Annotated in this window: 15 protein-coding genes, 4 tRNA genes and 1 other RNA gene; 1 reads left to right on the top strand and 19 read right to left on the bottom strand. The window is 39.8% G+C overall.

Annotated elements, in window-relative coordinates; all coding sequences use genetic code 11:
• Nucleotides 1-56: 56 nt before the first annotated feature.
• From IV67_RS06495 to ssrA, 3 genes are all read right to left on the bottom strand, one after another.
• Nucleotides 57-515, bottom strand: coding sequence for a GNAT family N-acetyltransferase (locus IV67_RS06495; protein WP_157050307.1), 459 nt, complete (start codon nucleotides 513-515; stop codon nucleotides 57-59).
• Nucleotides 516-799: 284 nt separating this feature from the next.
• Nucleotides 800-997, bottom strand: a complete 198-nt coding sequence (locus tag IV67_RS06485; RefSeq protein WP_057788301.1) for a hypothetical protein — start codon at nucleotides 995-997, stop codon at nucleotides 800-802.
• A 240-nt stretch (nucleotides 998-1,237) separates the two neighbouring features.
• Nucleotides 1,238-1,600: a transfer-messenger RNA gene (ssrA, locus tag IV67_RS09140) on the bottom strand.
• Nucleotides 1,601-1,776: 176 nt separating this feature from the next.
• Here ssrA and IV67_RS06480 point away from each other — a divergent pair.
• Nucleotides 1,777-2,763 (top strand): GMP reductase, encoded by a 987-nt coding sequence (locus IV67_RS06480; protein ID WP_057788299.1) that lies wholly within the window; start codon nucleotides 1,777-1,779, stop codon nucleotides 2,761-2,763.
• A gap of 47 nt (nucleotides 2,764-2,810) precedes the next feature.
• On the opposite strand, the gene IV67_RS06475 is transcribed toward IV67_RS06480, so the two are convergent.
• The 16 genes from IV67_RS06475 to IV67_RS06405 form a co-directional block, all read right to left on the bottom strand.
• On the bottom strand, nucleotides 2,811-3,260 hold the full coding sequence (locus IV67_RS06475) for a hypothetical protein (protein WP_057788297.1): 450 nt from the start codon (nucleotides 3,258-3,260) through the stop codon (nucleotides 2,811-2,813).
• 232 nt (nucleotides 3,261-3,492) lie between these two features.
• On the bottom strand, nucleotides 3,493-3,735 hold the full coding sequence (locus tag IV67_RS06470) for a hypothetical protein (protein WP_057788295.1): 243 nt from the start codon (nucleotides 3,733-3,735) through the stop codon (nucleotides 3,493-3,495).
• A gap of 10 nt (nucleotides 3,736-3,745) precedes the next feature.
• On the bottom strand, nucleotides 3,746-3,973 hold the full coding sequence (locus IV67_RS06465; RefSeq protein WP_057788293.1) for a hypothetical protein: 228 nt from the start codon (nucleotides 3,971-3,973) through the stop codon (nucleotides 3,746-3,748).
• A 113-nt stretch (nucleotides 3,974-4,086) separates the two neighbouring features.
• Nucleotides 4,087-5,649, bottom strand: coding sequence for a ribonuclease Y (gene rny, locus IV67_RS06460; RefSeq protein ID WP_057788292.1), 1,563 nt, complete (start codon nucleotides 5,647-5,649; stop codon nucleotides 4,087-4,089).
• A 166-nt stretch (nucleotides 5,650-5,815) separates the two neighbouring features.
• The gene (locus tag IV67_RS06455) at nucleotides 5,816-7,390 is read right to left on the bottom strand and encodes an HAD family hydrolase (protein WP_057788290.1); all 1,575 of its coding nucleotides are present in this window, start codon (nucleotides 7,388-7,390) and stop codon (nucleotides 5,816-5,818) included.
• A 73-nt stretch (nucleotides 7,391-7,463) separates the two neighbouring features.
• Nucleotides 7,464-7,553: transfer RNA gene (locus IV67_RS06450), tRNA-Ser, on the bottom strand.
• Between the two features lie 5 nt (nucleotides 7,554-7,558).
• Nucleotides 7,559-7,632, bottom strand: a tRNA-Met gene (locus IV67_RS06445).
• Nucleotides 7,633-7,641: 9 nt separating this feature from the next.
• A tRNA-OTHER gene (locus IV67_RS09295) sits at nucleotides 7,642-7,734 on the bottom strand.
• A 157-nt stretch (nucleotides 7,735-7,891) separates the two neighbouring features.
• The gene (locus tag IV67_RS06440) at nucleotides 7,892-10,024 is read right to left on the bottom strand and encodes a copper-translocating P-type ATPase (protein ID WP_275453010.1); all 2,133 of its coding nucleotides are present in this window, start codon (nucleotides 10,022-10,024) and stop codon (nucleotides 7,892-7,894) included.
• 309 nt (nucleotides 10,025-10,333) lie between these two features.
• Nucleotides 10,334-10,418, bottom strand: a tRNA-Leu gene (locus tag IV67_RS06435).
• 68 nt (nucleotides 10,419-10,486) lie between these two features.
• A complete protein-coding gene (locus IV67_RS06430; protein WP_057788288.1) occupies nucleotides 10,487-10,855 on the bottom strand; it encodes a hypothetical protein in 369 nt (122 codons plus the stop codon).
• Nucleotides 10,856-10,917: 62 nt separating this feature from the next.
• On the bottom strand, nucleotides 10,918-13,080 hold the full coding sequence (locus IV67_RS06425) for a Tex family protein (protein ID WP_057788286.1): 2,163 nt from the start codon (nucleotides 13,078-13,080) through the stop codon (nucleotides 10,918-10,920).
• Between the two features lie 12 nt (nucleotides 13,081-13,092).
• Nucleotides 13,093-13,533, bottom strand: a complete 441-nt coding sequence (locus IV67_RS06420) for a hypothetical protein (RefSeq protein WP_057788283.1) — start codon at nucleotides 13,531-13,533, stop codon at nucleotides 13,093-13,095.
• A gap of 143 nt (nucleotides 13,534-13,676) precedes the next feature.
• Nucleotides 13,677-14,234 carry a ribosome hibernation-promoting factor, HPF/YfiA family gene (gene hpf, locus IV67_RS06415; RefSeq protein ID WP_057788281.1) on the bottom strand — a complete coding sequence of 186 codons (558 nt, stop codon included), beginning with the start codon at nucleotides 14,232-14,234 and terminating at the stop codon, nucleotides 13,677-13,679.
• Nucleotides 14,235-14,353: 119 nt separating this feature from the next.
• The gene (locus IV67_RS06410) at nucleotides 14,354-14,701 is read right to left on the bottom strand and encodes a ComF family protein (protein WP_236698266.1); all 348 of its coding nucleotides are present in this window, start codon (nucleotides 14,699-14,701) and stop codon (nucleotides 14,354-14,356) included.
• Nucleotides 14,702-15,014: 313 nt separating this feature from the next.
• On the bottom strand, nucleotides 15,015-16,404 hold a 1,390-nt coding region (locus tag IV67_RS06405), incomplete at its 5' end, for a DEAD/DEAH box helicase (protein WP_083486697.1).

The following is a 16,404-nucleotide window of genomic DNA, read 5'->3' as shown; positions in this document are numbered from 1 at the left end:
CTAAAACGAATGAGGGCTGACTTTCTTCACTTACAATACATCATAGATTAATTGTTTCAATCCAACCGTTTCTTCAAATAATACTTGGTTGTGCCCACAAAGGGCGTGTCTTCAATTGATCCAAATACTGTAAAACCGAGTTTTTGGTAAAACGCTAACGCTTGGTAATCTTGGGTGTTGACTGTCAGATAGCGACTCTCCCGCTCCCGTGCAAAAGCCTCAATCTTAGCCACTAATTTTTGACCAATTGCATGGCCACGCCATTCAGTTTTAACGGCTAACAATGATAAATGCACGGTATTCCCAAATCGCTTCGCAAACACGCCACCGATATAATCCTGGTCATCATAAGCACCGATTGAAACCATTTCTTCATCTAATATTTCATCTGTTATATGCATACTTTGATGCTCTGTTAACAGGTCAATCAAAGCAGCGCGGTTGTCTGAATCATCATTTTCTTTAATCTCAATCATATAGCCATGCTCCTCTCCTGCAATTAATATCTTCATCATAACATTGTCAAAAAAACTTGCACGTCTCACTAAGACATACAAGTTTTTTGAATTGCTATTTAAAATTAAATAACGTTGGGAAGAAGCCACTCATAATAAAAAAGGCACTTATAAAGATAACTAGATAAAATAAAACCTTTTGGAAATTGGTTTTCGGATCAATATAAAAGCTTCTCTTTGCGACGAAGACAATCCCTGCCCCAACTAATAAACTACATCCGATATATAATAAAATAACCACGGGTGTTCTCCTTAATTCAACAGTTAAACATCATCAAAATTAATTAGTGGTTCTCGGCTATATTAGCTTGAAAGCCACGAATGAGATCAGGAATTCCAAATATGATTGTTAGAATTGCCAAGACGAAAATGACAATGACCATGATTTTTTGATTCTTAGAAATGACATTGAATGATTTTTTAAATACAAAAAATTGCACAATTCCAAAGACAGTTAACAAAAAGCTCACTAAATCTTCCATTTTTTAATATCCTCTTTTACATAAATACTAAATGCATATCGTAAAAATATACATATCTTGTTTAACTTTGTTACTGAGTATAGCACCAATATTTAAAGACATATAGTGACAAATATTTCAAAAAAAGCGAATTTCACCGAGAAATCCCGCGTCTTTAAAAAAACAAAAACCAGTATAAAACCTGTTATAACAAGGTTTATACTGGTTTTATTTTGGACTTGATTTTGACCAAAATCCTACAGATGGAGCCGAGGGGAGTTGAACCCCTGTCCTACTATCTCGCCACTAATACATCTACGCTCATAGTATTACCATTTGAAATTCACAGGCTGCACGCCGTAACACAAGGCGATCAGACTGCTAGCTTGATTATCCTCTTCCAGCCACCCCCAAGCGGAGAGCAACTGGCGCAGATTACTAATTTATTAAACCATCAAATAATCGGCAATCACAATTAAAGATGATCACGTGTGCTGGTTTTTAGGCAGCGACAGCGTAGTTATTTGAATTTTTTGCAGTTAATTCATCTGAGTGGATTATAGGGACACAACCCCTAAGCGCCATACTAGCTCGAACAATACCAGTCGATTCCGTAACGACCCCGAACTATTCTTACTATTATACCAGACCCATGCCTGAAGATAAAACTTTCAGCGTCCGTTTGGTTTATCCTGAATTTTTTATTTGTATTTTCAATAAAGTTCGTTTATAATCATTAACTGTTGGGTTAAATAAAACAAAACAATACAAAACACGAACATTAATGAGGTGCTTACATTATGCCAGAGTCAAATCTTTTCGATTACGAAGACATTCAATTAATTCCTAAGAAGTGTATCCTTAAAAGTCGCCATGAAGCTGATACATCAATCACCTTCGGTCCACATACTTTTAAATTGCCCGTGATGCCAGCTAACATGCAAACGGTCATTAACGAACAATTGGCCATTGAACTAGGTCAAGCCGACTATTTCTATGTGATGCACCGTTTTGAACCTGAAACACGCGCGCAATTCATTAAAGATGCCCATGCGGCTAATACCTTTGCTTCAATTTCAGTGGGTGTTAAGGATGCTGAATACGACTTTATTGACCAACTAGTTGCCGATAACTTAGTACCAGAATATGTCACAATCGACATTGCGCACGGTTACAGCGATACGGTCATTGACATGATTAAGTACCTTAAGTCTAAGTTGCCAGATACTTTTGTGATTGCCGGAAATGTTGCAACACCAGATGCTGTGACTGCACTTGAAGAAGCTGGTGCCGATGCAACCAAAGTTGGTGTTGGCCCTGGAATGGCTTGTATCACAAAGTTAAAGACTGGATTTGGTACTGGTGGTTGGCAATTAGCTGCCATTCAACAATGTGCCGAAGTTGCCACGAAACTAATCGTTGCTGACGGTGGCATTCGTTACAATGGTGACATTGCAAAATCAATCGCATTTGGTGCTGACATGGTGATGATTGGTTCATTATTTGCCGGTCATGAAGAAGGCCCTGGTGACGTCATCGAAATGGATGGCGCCAAGTATAAAACTTACTTCGGTTCAGCCTCACAATTCCAAAAGGGTGAATACCGTAACGTTGAAGGTAAGAAGTTGCTCGTGCCACTCCGTGGTAGCATCTATTCAACTTTGCGTGAAATGCAAGAAGATCTACAATCTGCCATCTCTTATGCCGGTGGCCGTGATTTGCATGATTTAACAAAGGTCGACTCAGTGATTGTTCGTAATACCATTACAAATGGTGATAATCGTTAAAAACAAAAAGGGCGTGAAATGTGTTTACACACATCTCACACCTTTTTTTATTTGATATACCGGCCAATCATATCTAGTCTGCGCCGTAAAGTCTTGCGATTCACCGCTAATTGGCGACTACGCGCTTGCAAAGTTAGATCTGGATAATCTAACACATGTTGATAAATTGGTTGTAAGGAAAGTGGTAATTGCTGTTTTAATGCATACCACATCCCCATATAAACATCTTCACAAAATCCAGCATCAACCTCTTGCTTTAACTGACATCGTGATTGCTGTAACCATTCCTTACGTTGCATATCTTTTAACCGCCACAAAAGAAAACGAAATAACTGTGTGTTATGTGTCGGTGCCAAATCTGGTTCGTTCGCCGATCTTTCCCATAAGATTAACATTAATTCTTGAAAGTAATCATCATACTGGGGATGACTTCGGGTCAAACCGTTTACTTTTAAAACACCCCCAACTAATGGTTTAAAAGCAACTAATTCCGTCATTAAATTCTACCGCCCTCATATTTCAATTTTGTCAGACCTCTACCGATGCATCTGACTCATTTTGGTCATAAAAAAAGACCTCCAGCGCGAATGGAGGTCCTTTTTTATCTTGCAGATGTCTCAAATAATTTTTTTATAATTAACTCTACAACATTTTGAATAACTCTATTATATCTTAATTTAGTGAGAAAAAACACACCAATTCAAATTTGCACATCGATGTCAAAAAAAGTTACACTTCAAATTTAACAGGCTCTGATGCCTGTGTACTAATATACTCAGCTGAAACTTGTGTAACATCGGGCCATAGCATGACGCCCTTACTGTCGGTAATCCATTGACACTTTGCTAACATCCGCAATGCCTCTTTGACTTTCTCAGGGGCTGGATGTGCTGTGACATTCTTTAATTTCCACGTCACTATCTTCTTAGCATTGTCTGGACCAATCGTAAAGTGAATATTTAAATATTGCATACACATCTCCTTATTTAACTAAATATTGCTTCGTGGTCACAATTTGATGGACATATCGCTCTTGTCCAAGCTGTTCAAAAATCCGTCCCAAATTATGTAATTCATCAGAACTTGTATTCGGACGTGCAAATACTCGCCGTACGACTGGTTCCACTAACTCAGTATTGGTAGCATCCAAACTATTGTTTGATCCAATATATTGAACACGCATGACTGCAGCAGGTTGCTTTAATTTCATTGATTTCATCCATCCTTTTAATATTGTTGTACGCGTACAACATACTAACGAAATCAACTTGCCTTTTGGGACAAAAAAAAACACATCCAATTTGAATGTGTTTTTTAATACATTTATTTAGCGTACTCCACTGAGCGTGATTCACGAATAACTGTAACTTTAATATGTCCTGGGTAATCCAGTTCTTTTTCAATTTCTTGAGCAATGTCGTGTGACAAAACTGTTGCTTCCAAATCAGAGATAACAGCTGGTTCAACAACAACACGTACTTCACGTCCAGCTTGGATGGCAAATGATTTTTCAACACCACTAAAGCCATTAGCAATTGCTTCCAATTGCTTCAAACGTTGTACATAATTTTCAAGAGATTCAGAACGGGCTCCTGGACGTGCAGCAGAAATAGAATCTGCCGCCGCTACAAGTTCCGCAATTACACTTTCTGGTTCGACATCACCGTGGTGTGATGCAATCGCATTCACAACTTCATCACGTTCATGATACTTAGAAGCAATCTCTACTCCTAATTCAACGTGTGAACCATCCACATCGTGATCCACTGCCTTACCAATATCGTGGAGTAACCCTGCGCGCTTAGCAAGCGTAACATCTTCACCTAACTCAGCCGCCAACAGACCAGTTAGTTTTGCAACCTCGATTGAATGGACAAGAACATTTTGACCGTAACTTGTACGATAATTTAGACGACCAACTGTTTTGACTAAGTCTGGATGCATATTGTGAATACCAAGATCAAAGACTGCTTGTTCTCCGACTTCACGAATATGTTCATCCATTTCCTTACGTGACTTCTCAACCATCTCTTCAATTCGAGCTGGATGAATACGTCCGTCCGCAATTAACTTCTCCAAAGCATTTTTGGCGATTTCACGACGAATTGGATCATATCCACTCAAAACGACCGCTTCTGGTGTATCATCGATAATCACATCGATTCCAGTCACTGTTTCAAGTGCACGAATATTACGGCCTTCACGACCAATAATACGACCCTTCATATCATCGTTTGGTAAGCTCACCACTGACACCGTAGATTCAGCAACCATGTCGGCTGCTGAACGCTGAATCGCATCAACGACCAAACTCTTGGCACGCTTATCCGCTTCAGCTGATGCTTGGGCATCGCTTTCCTTAATCATCACAGCACGCTCTGAAATCAAACCTTCTTTTGTCTCTGCCAAAATTTGTGATTTAGCATCGTCACGTGAAAGTTGTGCAACTTCCACCAATTTGTCTTCGCGTGCATCAAGTAATGCATCCGCCCGTTGCATCTTATCATTGACGCTCTGACGTTGCTGGTCTAGTTTCTTTTCCTTCTCTGCGATAACTTCTTCACGCTTTTGTAAAGAAGCATCCTTTCGATCCAATACAGACTCACGACTTACCACACGATCTTCTTGAGCTTTAACTTCGCCACGGCGTTGTTGTAGTTCATTTTCGATACGATCTTGGTAACGTTGGCTTTCATCACGTGCTTCAACAATGGCAGATTTCTTAGCTTGTTCTGCCTTAATTTCAGCTTGATGCGTAATGTCTGTTGCATTTTTATGAGCTTCTGTGAGATGCTGATTGATTTTACTCTCAGCATACTTATAACCACATCCGCCCCCAATTACGATTGCGACAAGCGACACAAGAATTATTAAAATAATACTCATCTCATATCTCCCGTCTATTTCACAGGAAGTCCTGATCATAGTTTAATCTGTGCATGTGCACTAGTATTATTTTAGTCTCTCAAGCGCTTTCTGTCAATTAAACTGACAGGTATTAACCATGTAAAAAAGACTGATTTCACAAGTGAAATCAGTCCTCATTTTTAATTTATTTTAACCAATATTTCAAAACGGTTGTAATTAACGCACGCACAAAAATGGTAAATATTGGTACAAACAGAATCATAGAATTCGTCATGTTAATAAAAATTTCTAGACCTGCAGCCAACACAATCAAAATAATCAAAACCGTTTGCCAAAGCACTAAACTGCCATGATCAATTTGATTTAATTTTTTGGCTGTTTGCCAGATATCTTTAATTTCACTTAATTTCGTGATTGTGATATCGACTTCTGCTGGTTGGTCAAGAAAACTAACCACCAACTCTGGCTTTACATCAGTTGGTACCGGCTGATTTGTGACCAAAACGGCTGGTGCTTCTAAAGCCCATTGCTTTTGCCAACGAACCTTCTCATTAACCGCTAAGCCACCTTTACTTTCTTCAAGGCTTTGCATCATTTCTTGAACGCGAATCAATGATCCCTTTGTATCACTACTTGCAATTTTCGTACTAATTTTTTCACCAACAAAGAATTTATCTGTATCCGTCAAAGAACGAATCAACGGTGCCCCAAAAGCGACAACCCCAATTGCCCGCTTATCCTGGATTAACAAACTCACTGAATTTCCTAATTCAACGATTTCATTCAACCATTGACGCTTAAATTCATATTGGTTTCGTGTCGCATATGTTGCTGACACAAGTTCGTAATCAGCACCCTGGACTGAGCCCTTAACACCAACTAATGGTAAATATGAAGCATCAGTTGCTTGTGTTGGGTATACACCCTGACTTTGACTATAAGTTAACATGGCTTGGGCATAGGGACCACCAATTTCTTGCTCCAATCCAGCCATAATGGCTAGAACATCTTGGTCACTATACTCATCATTAATACTATAAACATTATATACGGTCAATTGTGGGCTGGTTAGCACACCTGTCTTCTCCATCAATGCCTGTTTGATTTCCTTTACATGATCAAGCACTTCAGGATGATGTATCTTGACATCTGATTCTTTCAAACGGTCAATTGCTTCAAACCGGCGCTGTGCTGCCACAATCAATGGCCATCGTGGATCAATGATTAAGAGTGATGCTGTTGCAACGACTAATCCAATTTGCCAATCCCAGGTAATACCAAAGAACAAAAGTCCATAGGCGGCCAAAATAACACTCAACCATGATAAACGACGTGCTGACTTATACATTGCGGGTGAAGCCGGAGCTTGTCTTTCCGCTTTTTGACTCCAGTTAAGGGTTAAAAATAATAAGCCAATGCCTAACATTGTGATTGGTAATGTTAATGTCCGTAATGCATTCGCATGGATCGGCACAAAGTAAACCCAAATGGTCAGCAAATATAGGGACGTCTGTCCGAGAATTGGCACCCATAGACTTGAATAACCTTGTTTTCTCTGATGCATAAATGCTTGCCACGCCATCAATAAATCAGCGAGCAACACAATGCCCCCGGCACCAAGCAATAAATAAATTAAGATGTCTGGTTGATTAAGCGAGACAGCGACATCCCACCCCCATAAAACGGGCATGAGTAAGGCTGAACCCAATGCTACTAGAAATGCCAAAATTGCAAACCACGTATAATGTATTTGTCGCATGGACGTCTACCTCAAATTTCTGAATAATTAAAAAAACCGCACCCTACCAAAAGCAGGACACGGTTATCAATTAAGGAGAATGTGGGATTCGAACCCACGCGCCGGTTTCCCGACCTGACGGTTTTCAAGACCGTTCCCTTCAGCCAGACTTGGGTAATTCTCCATAAATTGCGGGTGCAGGATTTGAACCTACGACCTTCGGGTTATGGGCCCGACGAGCTACCAGACTGCTCCAACCCGCGATAATAAAAAGGAGGGTGTGGGATTTGAACCACACGCGCCGGTTTCCCGACCTACAATCTCAAAAGAAATCGTTCCCTTAAACCAGACTTGGGTAACCCTCCATCAACAATAATATATATTACACTTTAGCTAAGTGACTGTCAACACTTATTTTAAATAAAATATTACCTTATCGCGCCTGTCCTTAGTACATTCTACCATCATTTTAAGGAAATAACTAAAAAACCACTCTTCATTATGCACAAAGAGTGGTTTTCATTATTTAATTTTTAAAGTCATGGCATTTATCGCAACAACAATCGTTGAAATTGACATCAAAATAGCTCCCACCATTGGATCAAGCTTAATGCCCCAAGGAATTAAAATTCCCGCAGCTAGTGGCAAAGCTAACACATTATAGCCAGCTCCCCACCATAGATTTTCAATCATCTTTTTGCGTGTATTTCGTGCTAATTTAATCAAATTCAAAATGTCAGTTGGCTTTGAATTAACCAAAATCACATCAGCTGCACTAATGGCAACATCCGTCCCAGCTCCAATTGCAACACCGATTGTGGCCTGTGCTAATGCTGGAGAATCATTCACACCATCCCCAACCATCATCACACCCGCATTTTGTTGATATTGCTTCACAAAGTCAATTTTATCATCCGGTTTCAATTCAGCATGAACATGTTCAATGCCCAGCATCTCAGCCACTTTTTTGGCTGCATGCTGATTATCACCGGTTAACATAACTGGTGTATAGTCCATGCTTTTTAATTCATGAATAAAGGCATCAGTTCCAGCCTTGATTGCATCACCTTGTGCAATTAAGGCAACCACTTGTTGTTCAATTAACACAAAGCTCACACTATAACCTTGTTCTGCTTGGGCTTGATAAGCAGTCGCATCAAAAGCCAAGTCGTGATCAACTAAATGTTGTTTATTCACAATGGCAACTTGTTGCTGATTAATGATTCCTGTGACACCTGTACCCGGAATATTTTCAAATTGCGTGACTTTTGGTAGTTCACTTGTTCCAGCCGCTGCGACAATCCCAGTGGCCAAGGGATGCGTACTACCTTGTTCTAGCGCTGCTGCTAAAGTCAACACATCTTGTTGTTGGTAGTGTTGATTAAACATCACCACCTGTTGCACTTTAAATTGCCCTTCGGTTAACGTCCCCGTTTTGTCCATTAAGACATATTTCACATCATTAATTGATTCCAATGCATTTCGATTTTGAATTAACAAACCATTTTGAGCAGCTAATCCCGTCATACGTGAAGCAACTAACGGAATTGCTAAACCAAGTGCATGTGGACAAGCAATAATTAAGACCGTTACAACAATTGGCAAGGCATACGTGAATCCACGCGTCATTGTCCAAACAACTAGTGCAATAATCGCAATCGCTGTTGCAGCATAGAATAACCAACCGGCAACTTTATCCGCCAAATTTTCAGCATCTGATTTATGATTTTGTGCATTGGCAACCAATGCCTGAACTTGGGCCAAGAAACCGCCTTGTTCAGTCTGTGTGACTTGCATGGTAAAACTACTGTTTCCATTTTGCGAACCACCCACGACAGTATCATGCTGTTTTTTCGCCACACCAGCGGACTCCCCCGTCAATAGCGACTCATCCAAAACCGGTGTACCGGAAACAACAATCCCATCTGCTGGGACGCTTTCATTTTCCTTAACTAAAAGCAAATCTCCATTATTCAAAGCATCAATCGCAACATCTGTGATGCTACCATCATGCGCTTGACGATGGGCTGACTTAGGCACTAACTGTGCCAAGGCATCGACCGCTGAGCCAGCTTGCATCACCGTATTCATTTCGACAATATGCCCAATCAGCATAATGACAATTAACGACGCCAATTCCCAGAAGAAGTCCATAATATGCGCGCTTGGATTTAAGGCATTCATAACCGTTGCATAAACGCTATAAAAATAGGCCACCGTAATTCCGAGCGTAATTAATGTCATCATCGCCGGCTTTTTAGCTGCCAATTCACCCCGGGCGCCACTAAAGAATGGTTGCCCGCCATAGAAAAATAGCACCGTTCCCAAAAGCAAGACCAACCAATTTTGTCCCGGTATACCGGTAACTGTGAAGGGCAAGTTCATCCCCATCATTGGTGACAGAATCACAATCGGAATCGTTAGAATAATCGATACCCATAGTTTCTGCTTCATATTGCCCATATGCATCATATGCCCACCGTGCATCATCATATCACCATGATCCATACCGGCCATATCATGACCCATATGCTCGTGGTTCATACCATCCATGTCATGTTGCATACCTTCATGTTCATGCCCCATATGCTCGTGGTTCATGCCACTCATGTCATGTTGCATCTCTTCGTGCTCGTGTTGATTCTTCATATTCATTTTTATACCTCTTTCTAACTCGTTCAATTTACAAAAAAGTTAGAATCGTCACGGAGGTTTATCGGAGGGTTCTGGTAATGTTTCTACTGAGTCTGATGACAAATCTTCGCGAGAACTGCCATCGATGTTCATCATTTCTACTGTAACCGCTGCCTGCGTTTGCATCGGCTCAACTGCTTGTTCGCAACAACCACAACATTGTGCCATTTTAGTCCCTCCTTTCGTACCTGCTTTCTTTCTTACATATTAACACATTTTTTCTTTAATAAAAAAAGAGTCATTCCTCAAAGGGAACAACTCTTGCTTAGATGCGGTCGGCGGGAATCGAACCCGCACGGTATTACCTACCACAGGATCCTTAATCCTGCGCGTCTACCAATTCCGCCACGACCGCAACTTCATGGTAAAACTACCATGAAATATCATAGCAAAACTGCGTCCATAACGCAAGTCTCGACCATGTTACTTATCTTGCTTTAATGGATGTGGTGTTAAAATTTCTACAACAACAGGCTTCTTTTCAGCAGGCGCTGGCGTAACATCAGGATAATCGACAACAATATCGTCATTATCACTTGAACTCTTCAAACCTGAATCAACCATATTAGCAAATTGCTTACCCCAGTCACTAGCACTATGTGTCACAGTTTGCGCTGTATCGACAACAGTGTCTTTAACGTTGTTAGCAGTACTCTTAGTCTTTGCCTTGATTTCATCCTTGGCTTCTGGCTTACCTAAGTATTCGCCACCTTCTTGCAACATGCTTCCAGCCCAGTTAACAATATCACCAGTCCCAGCAACAATCTTTCCTAAACCTTCTAATAATGACATCTGATTTCCACCTCTCTAACAGTTATTTTAATTTCATTATACATGAATTAATTAAAAGAACCTTATTGATTGTCCAAATTTGGTTCAACCATCGTGAGTTCAATGCGTTGACGTTGTTTATCCACCTTAACGACCCACACATCAACAATATCACCAACCGCGACCACTTGATGCGGATCCGAAATCCGCTTCTTGGCTAGACGTGAAATATGCACAAGTCCATCTTCGTGCACACCAATATCAACAAAAGCTCCAAAATCAACCACATTTCGAACAGTTCCTTGAAGCTTCATACCGATTTGCAAATCGTTAAGACTCAACACATCAGAACGCAAAATTGCGCCTGGCTCCGCATCACGCAAATCACGTCCAGGATTTCCTAATGATTCGATTACGTCTTGCAAGGTTGGTAAACCAACCGTTAATTCGTCCGCTAAGGCTTTAACGTTGACTTGAGATAGCTTCGCTTTAGCATCACTTCCAGGCTGAACCTGTTCCATTTTCAAAACAGATTTCGCAATCGCATAAGATTCTGGGTGAATATCGGTATTATCTAAGACGTTTTTTGCCCCTGGAATTCGTAAGAAACCAGCCGCTTGTTCAAATGCTTTGGCGCCAAGTTTTGGCACTTTTTTAAGCTCTGTTCGTGAGGCAAATTGACCATTTTCATCACGATAAGCCACAATATTATGCGCAATCGTGTTATTTAGTCCCGCAATATGGGTTAACAATTGTGGGGATGCCGTATTTAAGTTCACACCAACTTGATTAACCGCAGTTTCCAAAACAGCATCAACTTCGTTTGACATTTCTTTTTCTGGCAAATCATGTTGATATTGCCCGACACCAACTGCTTGTGGATCAATTTTAATTAATTCTGCCATTGGATCTTGCAAACGACGCGCAATTGAAATTGCTGAACGTTGCTCAACTTGTAATTCTGGGAACTCTGCTCGCGCTAAATCACTTGCCGAATAAACTGAAGCTCCGGCCTCGTTTACAACCACGTACTTTAATGCTGGTAAATCATTCTTAATAATGTCAGCAATAAATTGTTGTGATTCACGACTAGCGGTTCCATTTCCAATCGCAACAATCGAGACATCATAGCGTTTTACCAAATCAATAATTGTTTCACGTGCTGCTTTTGGATCATACTTTGGGGCTTTGTGTGGATATATCACACTTTTTGCCAAAAACTTACCATTTTCATCAACAACGGCAAGCTTAGAACCTGTACGAATACCTGGATCAAATCCCAACACAACATTACCCTTTAATGGCGCCGCCATTAGCAAGTGATATAAGTTTTGTCCAAATACTTTAATAGCTTCATTTGATGCACGTTCAAACAAATTCTTTTTAAATTCACGTTCAATGGCCGGACCAATAAAACGCTTATATGCATCGGATGCAGCATCAGTTAGGATGTCAGCAGCAAATCCCGTATGTTGTCCAACCAAACGGAACTTCAAGAAACGTTCAACCGCATCAACATCGACGGTAATACTTGAAGACAAAACACCTTCTTTTTCACCACGATGCATCGCCAACATTTGATGGTTCGCGACCTTTTTAATTGGCATATCGTATTCATAGTATAATTCGTATACTTTCTGCGGATCTTTATCCTTGGCACCACGCTTTAATTTAGACGTTAAATGCCCGTTCTTTTCGGTGTAAGTTCGGACCCAATCTTTAAGTCCTGCATTTTCACCAATAACCTCCGCAAAAATTTCGTGAACACCACTTAATACGGCTTGTTCATCAGCCAATCCTGTGTCAGGAGCGACAAAATCGCCAATACGGTCCTTTAATTCGGCCCCTGGGAATTGCTGAACAAGTTTTGCCAATGGCATCAGTCCCGCTTCTTTCGCGATAGTCGCCTTTGTGCGACGTTTTTGCTTATAAGGCAAATAAATATCTTCAACCGCCTGCATCGCAGTCGCATCGGCTAAAGCATGTTCTAATGCCGGCGTCCATGCATTTTGTTCACGAATGGCTTTTTCAACCGTTTGTTTACGTGCATCTAATTCCTGAAGACGCTTAGCCACGGTTTGTACATCTCGAATTTGCACTTCATCCAAATTTCCAGTAGCTTCCTTACGATAACGCGCAATGAAAGGCACCGTATTTCCTTCGTCCAACAAACCTTGGACAGCCGTTACCTTTTTTAAAGGCAAGGCCAATTCTTTTGCAACTCTTGTATTTATATCTTCTGGCATTTTTACTGAACCTTACATTGCTGACATCATCACGCGACGCAATTGCGTTCCAAATTTAACAATTAAATCGTTTTGCTTCGCTTCTGAATCACGGAATTGTTCCATATCAACGGCATGCTTTTCAACTTGCAAAGCATCTGCCATTTCCTGCGTTGCATCAGCATAGTCCTTGTATGATTGTACCAATGACTTATGCATACCTAATACACGAGCAGGTGCCTTAATGGCCGCCAAGTTAGCTGAAGCATCTTGATAAACATCAACTGCGTCATCAAAAGCAGTGGCAATTTCTTGGAAATCTTCCTTAGACATGTCAGCAAGCTTATCATCACTCAACGCTGCATCTAAACGGTCAAAAAATGGTGAAGTCTTTTCACCAGTATCTTCAGTCAATTGGGCAATTTCTGCAACTTTCATTGCGTATTGTTGTGGTGTTACAAATGTCTTTTTCATAATTATTTCCTCTATTTTTTTATTGTCTATCTATTATACCGTACTCACTCGTATTATGATGTCAGAAATAAAGACAAAACATCAACTGATTTTTACAAAAAAACCTCACCTAATTTGGTGAGGCGTAATCATTTACGTTTAATTTAGTTATCTGTATCAAGTAATGCGTACTTGCCATCATGACGCTTATAAACAGCGGCAGGCAAATCATTTTCAGCATTCATAAAGATATAAAAATCATGTCCCAACAATTCCATTTGAAGCACAGCCTCTTCTGGATCCATTGGCTTTAACTCAACTGTCTTCTTACGGACAATTTCTAATTCATCATCGCTATCAGCTGTATCTGCAGGAATATCACTTTCGACTTCATGCAAGTCAGCAATTCCTTGCTTACGCAACTTACGGTTAATCTTTGTCTTGTACTTCTTAATTTGACGTTCTAGCTTGTCAGCAACAAAGTCAATTGCTGCATACAAGTCTTCTTCAGCGTCTTCGGCACGTAAAACTAAATCTGGTAGTTGCACTGTTACTTCAGCCTTAAAGCTACGATCACTCTTTTGGCTGCTTAACTTCACACGTACCACATAAGTTTGGTCATCCTCTAAATACTTTTCAAGGCGTGAAAGACGCTTCTTAACGTAAGCATCGATTGCTTCTGTAATTTCAAAATTTAAACCACGAATTTGATAATCTAACATAATATGTCTCCTATCTAACCTCGGGAGGTTTGACAATGAATTTACTACATACCGAATGATATTTAGTACAACTATTTTATCATGATTCATTTGTTTAATTCAAATTTCTAAAGCTTGCTTTAAGCCCTTGCCAAAGTTATTGAACACACATTTGTATATCCTGCTGTATACAAACTATTGTATGCATGATGTAAAGTTGCGCCAGTCGTATATACATCATCCACAATACAAATTTTGACATTATTTTGAACATTTAAGTCTAAATTAACCGTGAATGGATTCTCTACATTTAAACGTTTCGCACGTGTTTTCAGACTTTGTGCTTTATTAGCTTCTGCTTTTTTAAGTAATCGCGTATACCCAACTAGTAAACCTTCAACTTGATTAAATCCACGTTCATTGAATGTGCACTCGTGCACCGGTATTGGCACAATCACATCAGGCTTCAATTGCCTAATATGTAACATCATTTCTTTTTTAAAAATTTCAGCAAAGTGATAACCGCCCATAAACTTGTAGCATTGGAAAAATTTGCGCATCATGTCATTATATTCGTACAAGGCTACATGATTAACCGCTACGCTACTAGTATTTTGCCATCTCAAACATTCATCACAAATTGACTCATCCTGCATTTTCCGACCACATGCCATACATTGAAAACCGGTAATTCGCTGAAATTTATTTTGGCATGTCACACATATTAAACGATTCCTTAGGACCATTCTCAAATCCAATTGAAGCCAGTTTTCCATTAAATCACTACATAATAGACATGCATCACTTTGCGTTAAGTTGATCAATTGCTTCTATCACTTTCATTAATTGCTTCGTCCGTTCAAAACAGTAAACAAAAATATTTCCATGTGGGTAGCGTGCATCACGACCGCTACGTCCAGCTATTTGAATTAAGGATTCGTCAGTATATATTCCTTCATCACCATCTAAAATGATAATTTGGACATTCGAAATGGTTATTCCACGTTCTAAAATAATTGTCGTACAAATAATATCAATCTTATTTTGCTTTAGTTCATCAACAATCCCTTCTCTTTTGTCCGTTTGTGACGATATACACCGTATTCGACAATGTGGTAAGCACTTTTCAACCTGTTGTGCAATCGCGTCTAAGTCTGCAATTCTTGGTACGAAAATTAACCAAGGGCCACTATGTTTCTGTAATTGACGTATCATGTGCTGCGGAAGCTGTTGACGCCAATCATTTTGAATCAAGATTAACTGCAAATTTGGGATCTCAAATCCGTGATATCGCAAAAGTAATTGTTGTAATTGTACTTGTTTCATTTTGATTAACCATTTTAAATCTTTGCTTAGTGTAGCTGTCATATAGATAATGCGACTCTTGTCACTTCGTGCTTGTGCCAATGCATACCATAATGATCGATTTTCTTTAAATGGGAAAGCATCAGCCTCATCCACAATGATTAAATCAAATGCTCGATAGAATTTATACATTTGATGTGTGGTTGCAAAGAGCAACTGTGTCCATAGCTTATTGTCTTTTACTTCGCCATGAAGCATCGCGTATTCGATGTGAAAGTAGGTCATAATGCGTGGCGCTAATTCTCGAATGACTTCTATCCGTGGTGATACATATGCCACTCTATAATCTAAATCCAGATATTTTTTTAAGATGGGATAAATCATTTCCGTCTTCCCCGCGCCTGTTACAGCGTGAAGTAATTGGTCTTTTCCAATTTGCAATCCATCTATTATTTTCGCGACTAATCTGCTTTGCACTTCAGTTAATTGACCGTACCAAGTATAATAGCCGCTTGGCCTCTCAAATCGATCATGAATACCTCTATTAAGTGTTCCCAAAGTATCTTGTTCTGTTAAACGTCCTACTATCGCACAATTCCAACAATAGCTTATGCCACTTGGTAATTGCCAACGTTCATCAATTTGACTTACACATCGCTGACAAATATTTTCTTCAATCGCTAACCCGATGTTTTGATAAGGTGCCTCTAATTTTCTGTTTTGTTTAACTTGAATTAGTCTACCGATTTCAGATGTTCTCATATAATCCCCAATAATAAAGAGCATCATTTCCAATTTTTTTGCAAAAAAAAAGCTACCATTTCTGGTAACTTTTCGTTTGCATTGCGACGTCCTATCCTCGCAGGAAGAGATCCTCCAACTACTT

The organism is Weissella minor (genome assembly GCF_001437425.1).
Classification (GTDB): domain Bacteria; phylum Bacillota; class Bacilli; order Lactobacillales; family Lactobacillaceae; genus Weissella; species Weissella minor.
The sequence above is the reverse complement of the archived record's forward strand: the minus strand, read 5'-3'. Positions and strand labels throughout refer to the sequence as shown.

Excerpts from the sequence above, each read along its gene's own strand:
- IV67_RS06495 (WP_157050307.1), bottom strand. The coding sequence starts at position 515 with ATGATGAAGATATTAATTGCAGGAGAGGAGCATGGCTATATGATTGAG.
- IV67_RS06485 (WP_057788301.1), bottom strand. The coding sequence starts at position 997 with ATGGAAGATTTAGTGAGCTTTTTGTTAACTGTCTTTGGAATTGTGCAA.
- IV67_RS06480 (WP_057788299.1), top strand. The coding sequence starts at position 1,777 with ATGCCAGAGTCAAATCTTTTCGATTACGAAGACATTCAATTAATTCCT.
- IV67_RS06475 (WP_057788297.1), bottom strand. The coding sequence starts at position 3,260 with ATGACGGAATTAGTTGCTTTTAAACCATTAGTTGGGGGTGTTTTAAAA.
- IV67_RS06470 (WP_057788295.1), bottom strand. The coding sequence starts at position 3,735 with ATGCAATATTTAAATATTCACTTTACGATTGGTCCAGACAATGCTAAG.
- IV67_RS06465 (WP_057788293.1), bottom strand. The coding sequence starts at position 3,973 with ATGAAATTAAAGCAACCTGCTGCAGTCATGCGTGTTCAATATATTGGA.
- rny (WP_057788292.1), bottom strand. The coding sequence starts at position 5,649 with ATGAGTATTATTTTAATAATTCTTGTGTCGCTTGTCGCAATCGTAATT.
- IV67_RS06455 (WP_057788290.1), bottom strand. The coding sequence starts at position 7,390 with ATGCGACAAATACATTATACGTGGTTTGCAATTTTGGCATTTCTAGTA.
- IV67_RS06440 (WP_275453010.1), bottom strand. The coding sequence starts at position 10,024 with ATGAATATGAAGAATCAACACGAGCACGAAGAGATGCAACATGACATG.
- IV67_RS06430 (WP_057788288.1), bottom strand. The coding sequence starts at position 10,855 with ATGTCATTATTAGAAGGTTTAGGAAAGATTGTTGCTGGGACTGGTGAT.
- IV67_RS06425 (WP_057788286.1), bottom strand. The coding sequence starts at position 13,080 with ATGCCAGAAGATATAAATACAAGAGTTGCAAAAGAATTGGCCTTGCCT.
- IV67_RS06420 (WP_057788283.1), bottom strand. The coding sequence starts at position 13,533 with ATGAAAAAGACATTTGTAACACCACAACAATACGCAATGAAAGTTGCA.
- hpf (WP_057788281.1), bottom strand. The coding sequence starts at position 14,234 with ATGTTAGATTATCAAATTCGTGGTTTAAATTTTGAAATTACAGAAGCA.
- IV67_RS06410 (WP_236698266.1), bottom strand. The coding sequence starts at position 14,701 with ATGTTACATATTAGGCAATTGAAGCCTGATGTGATTGTGCCAATACCG.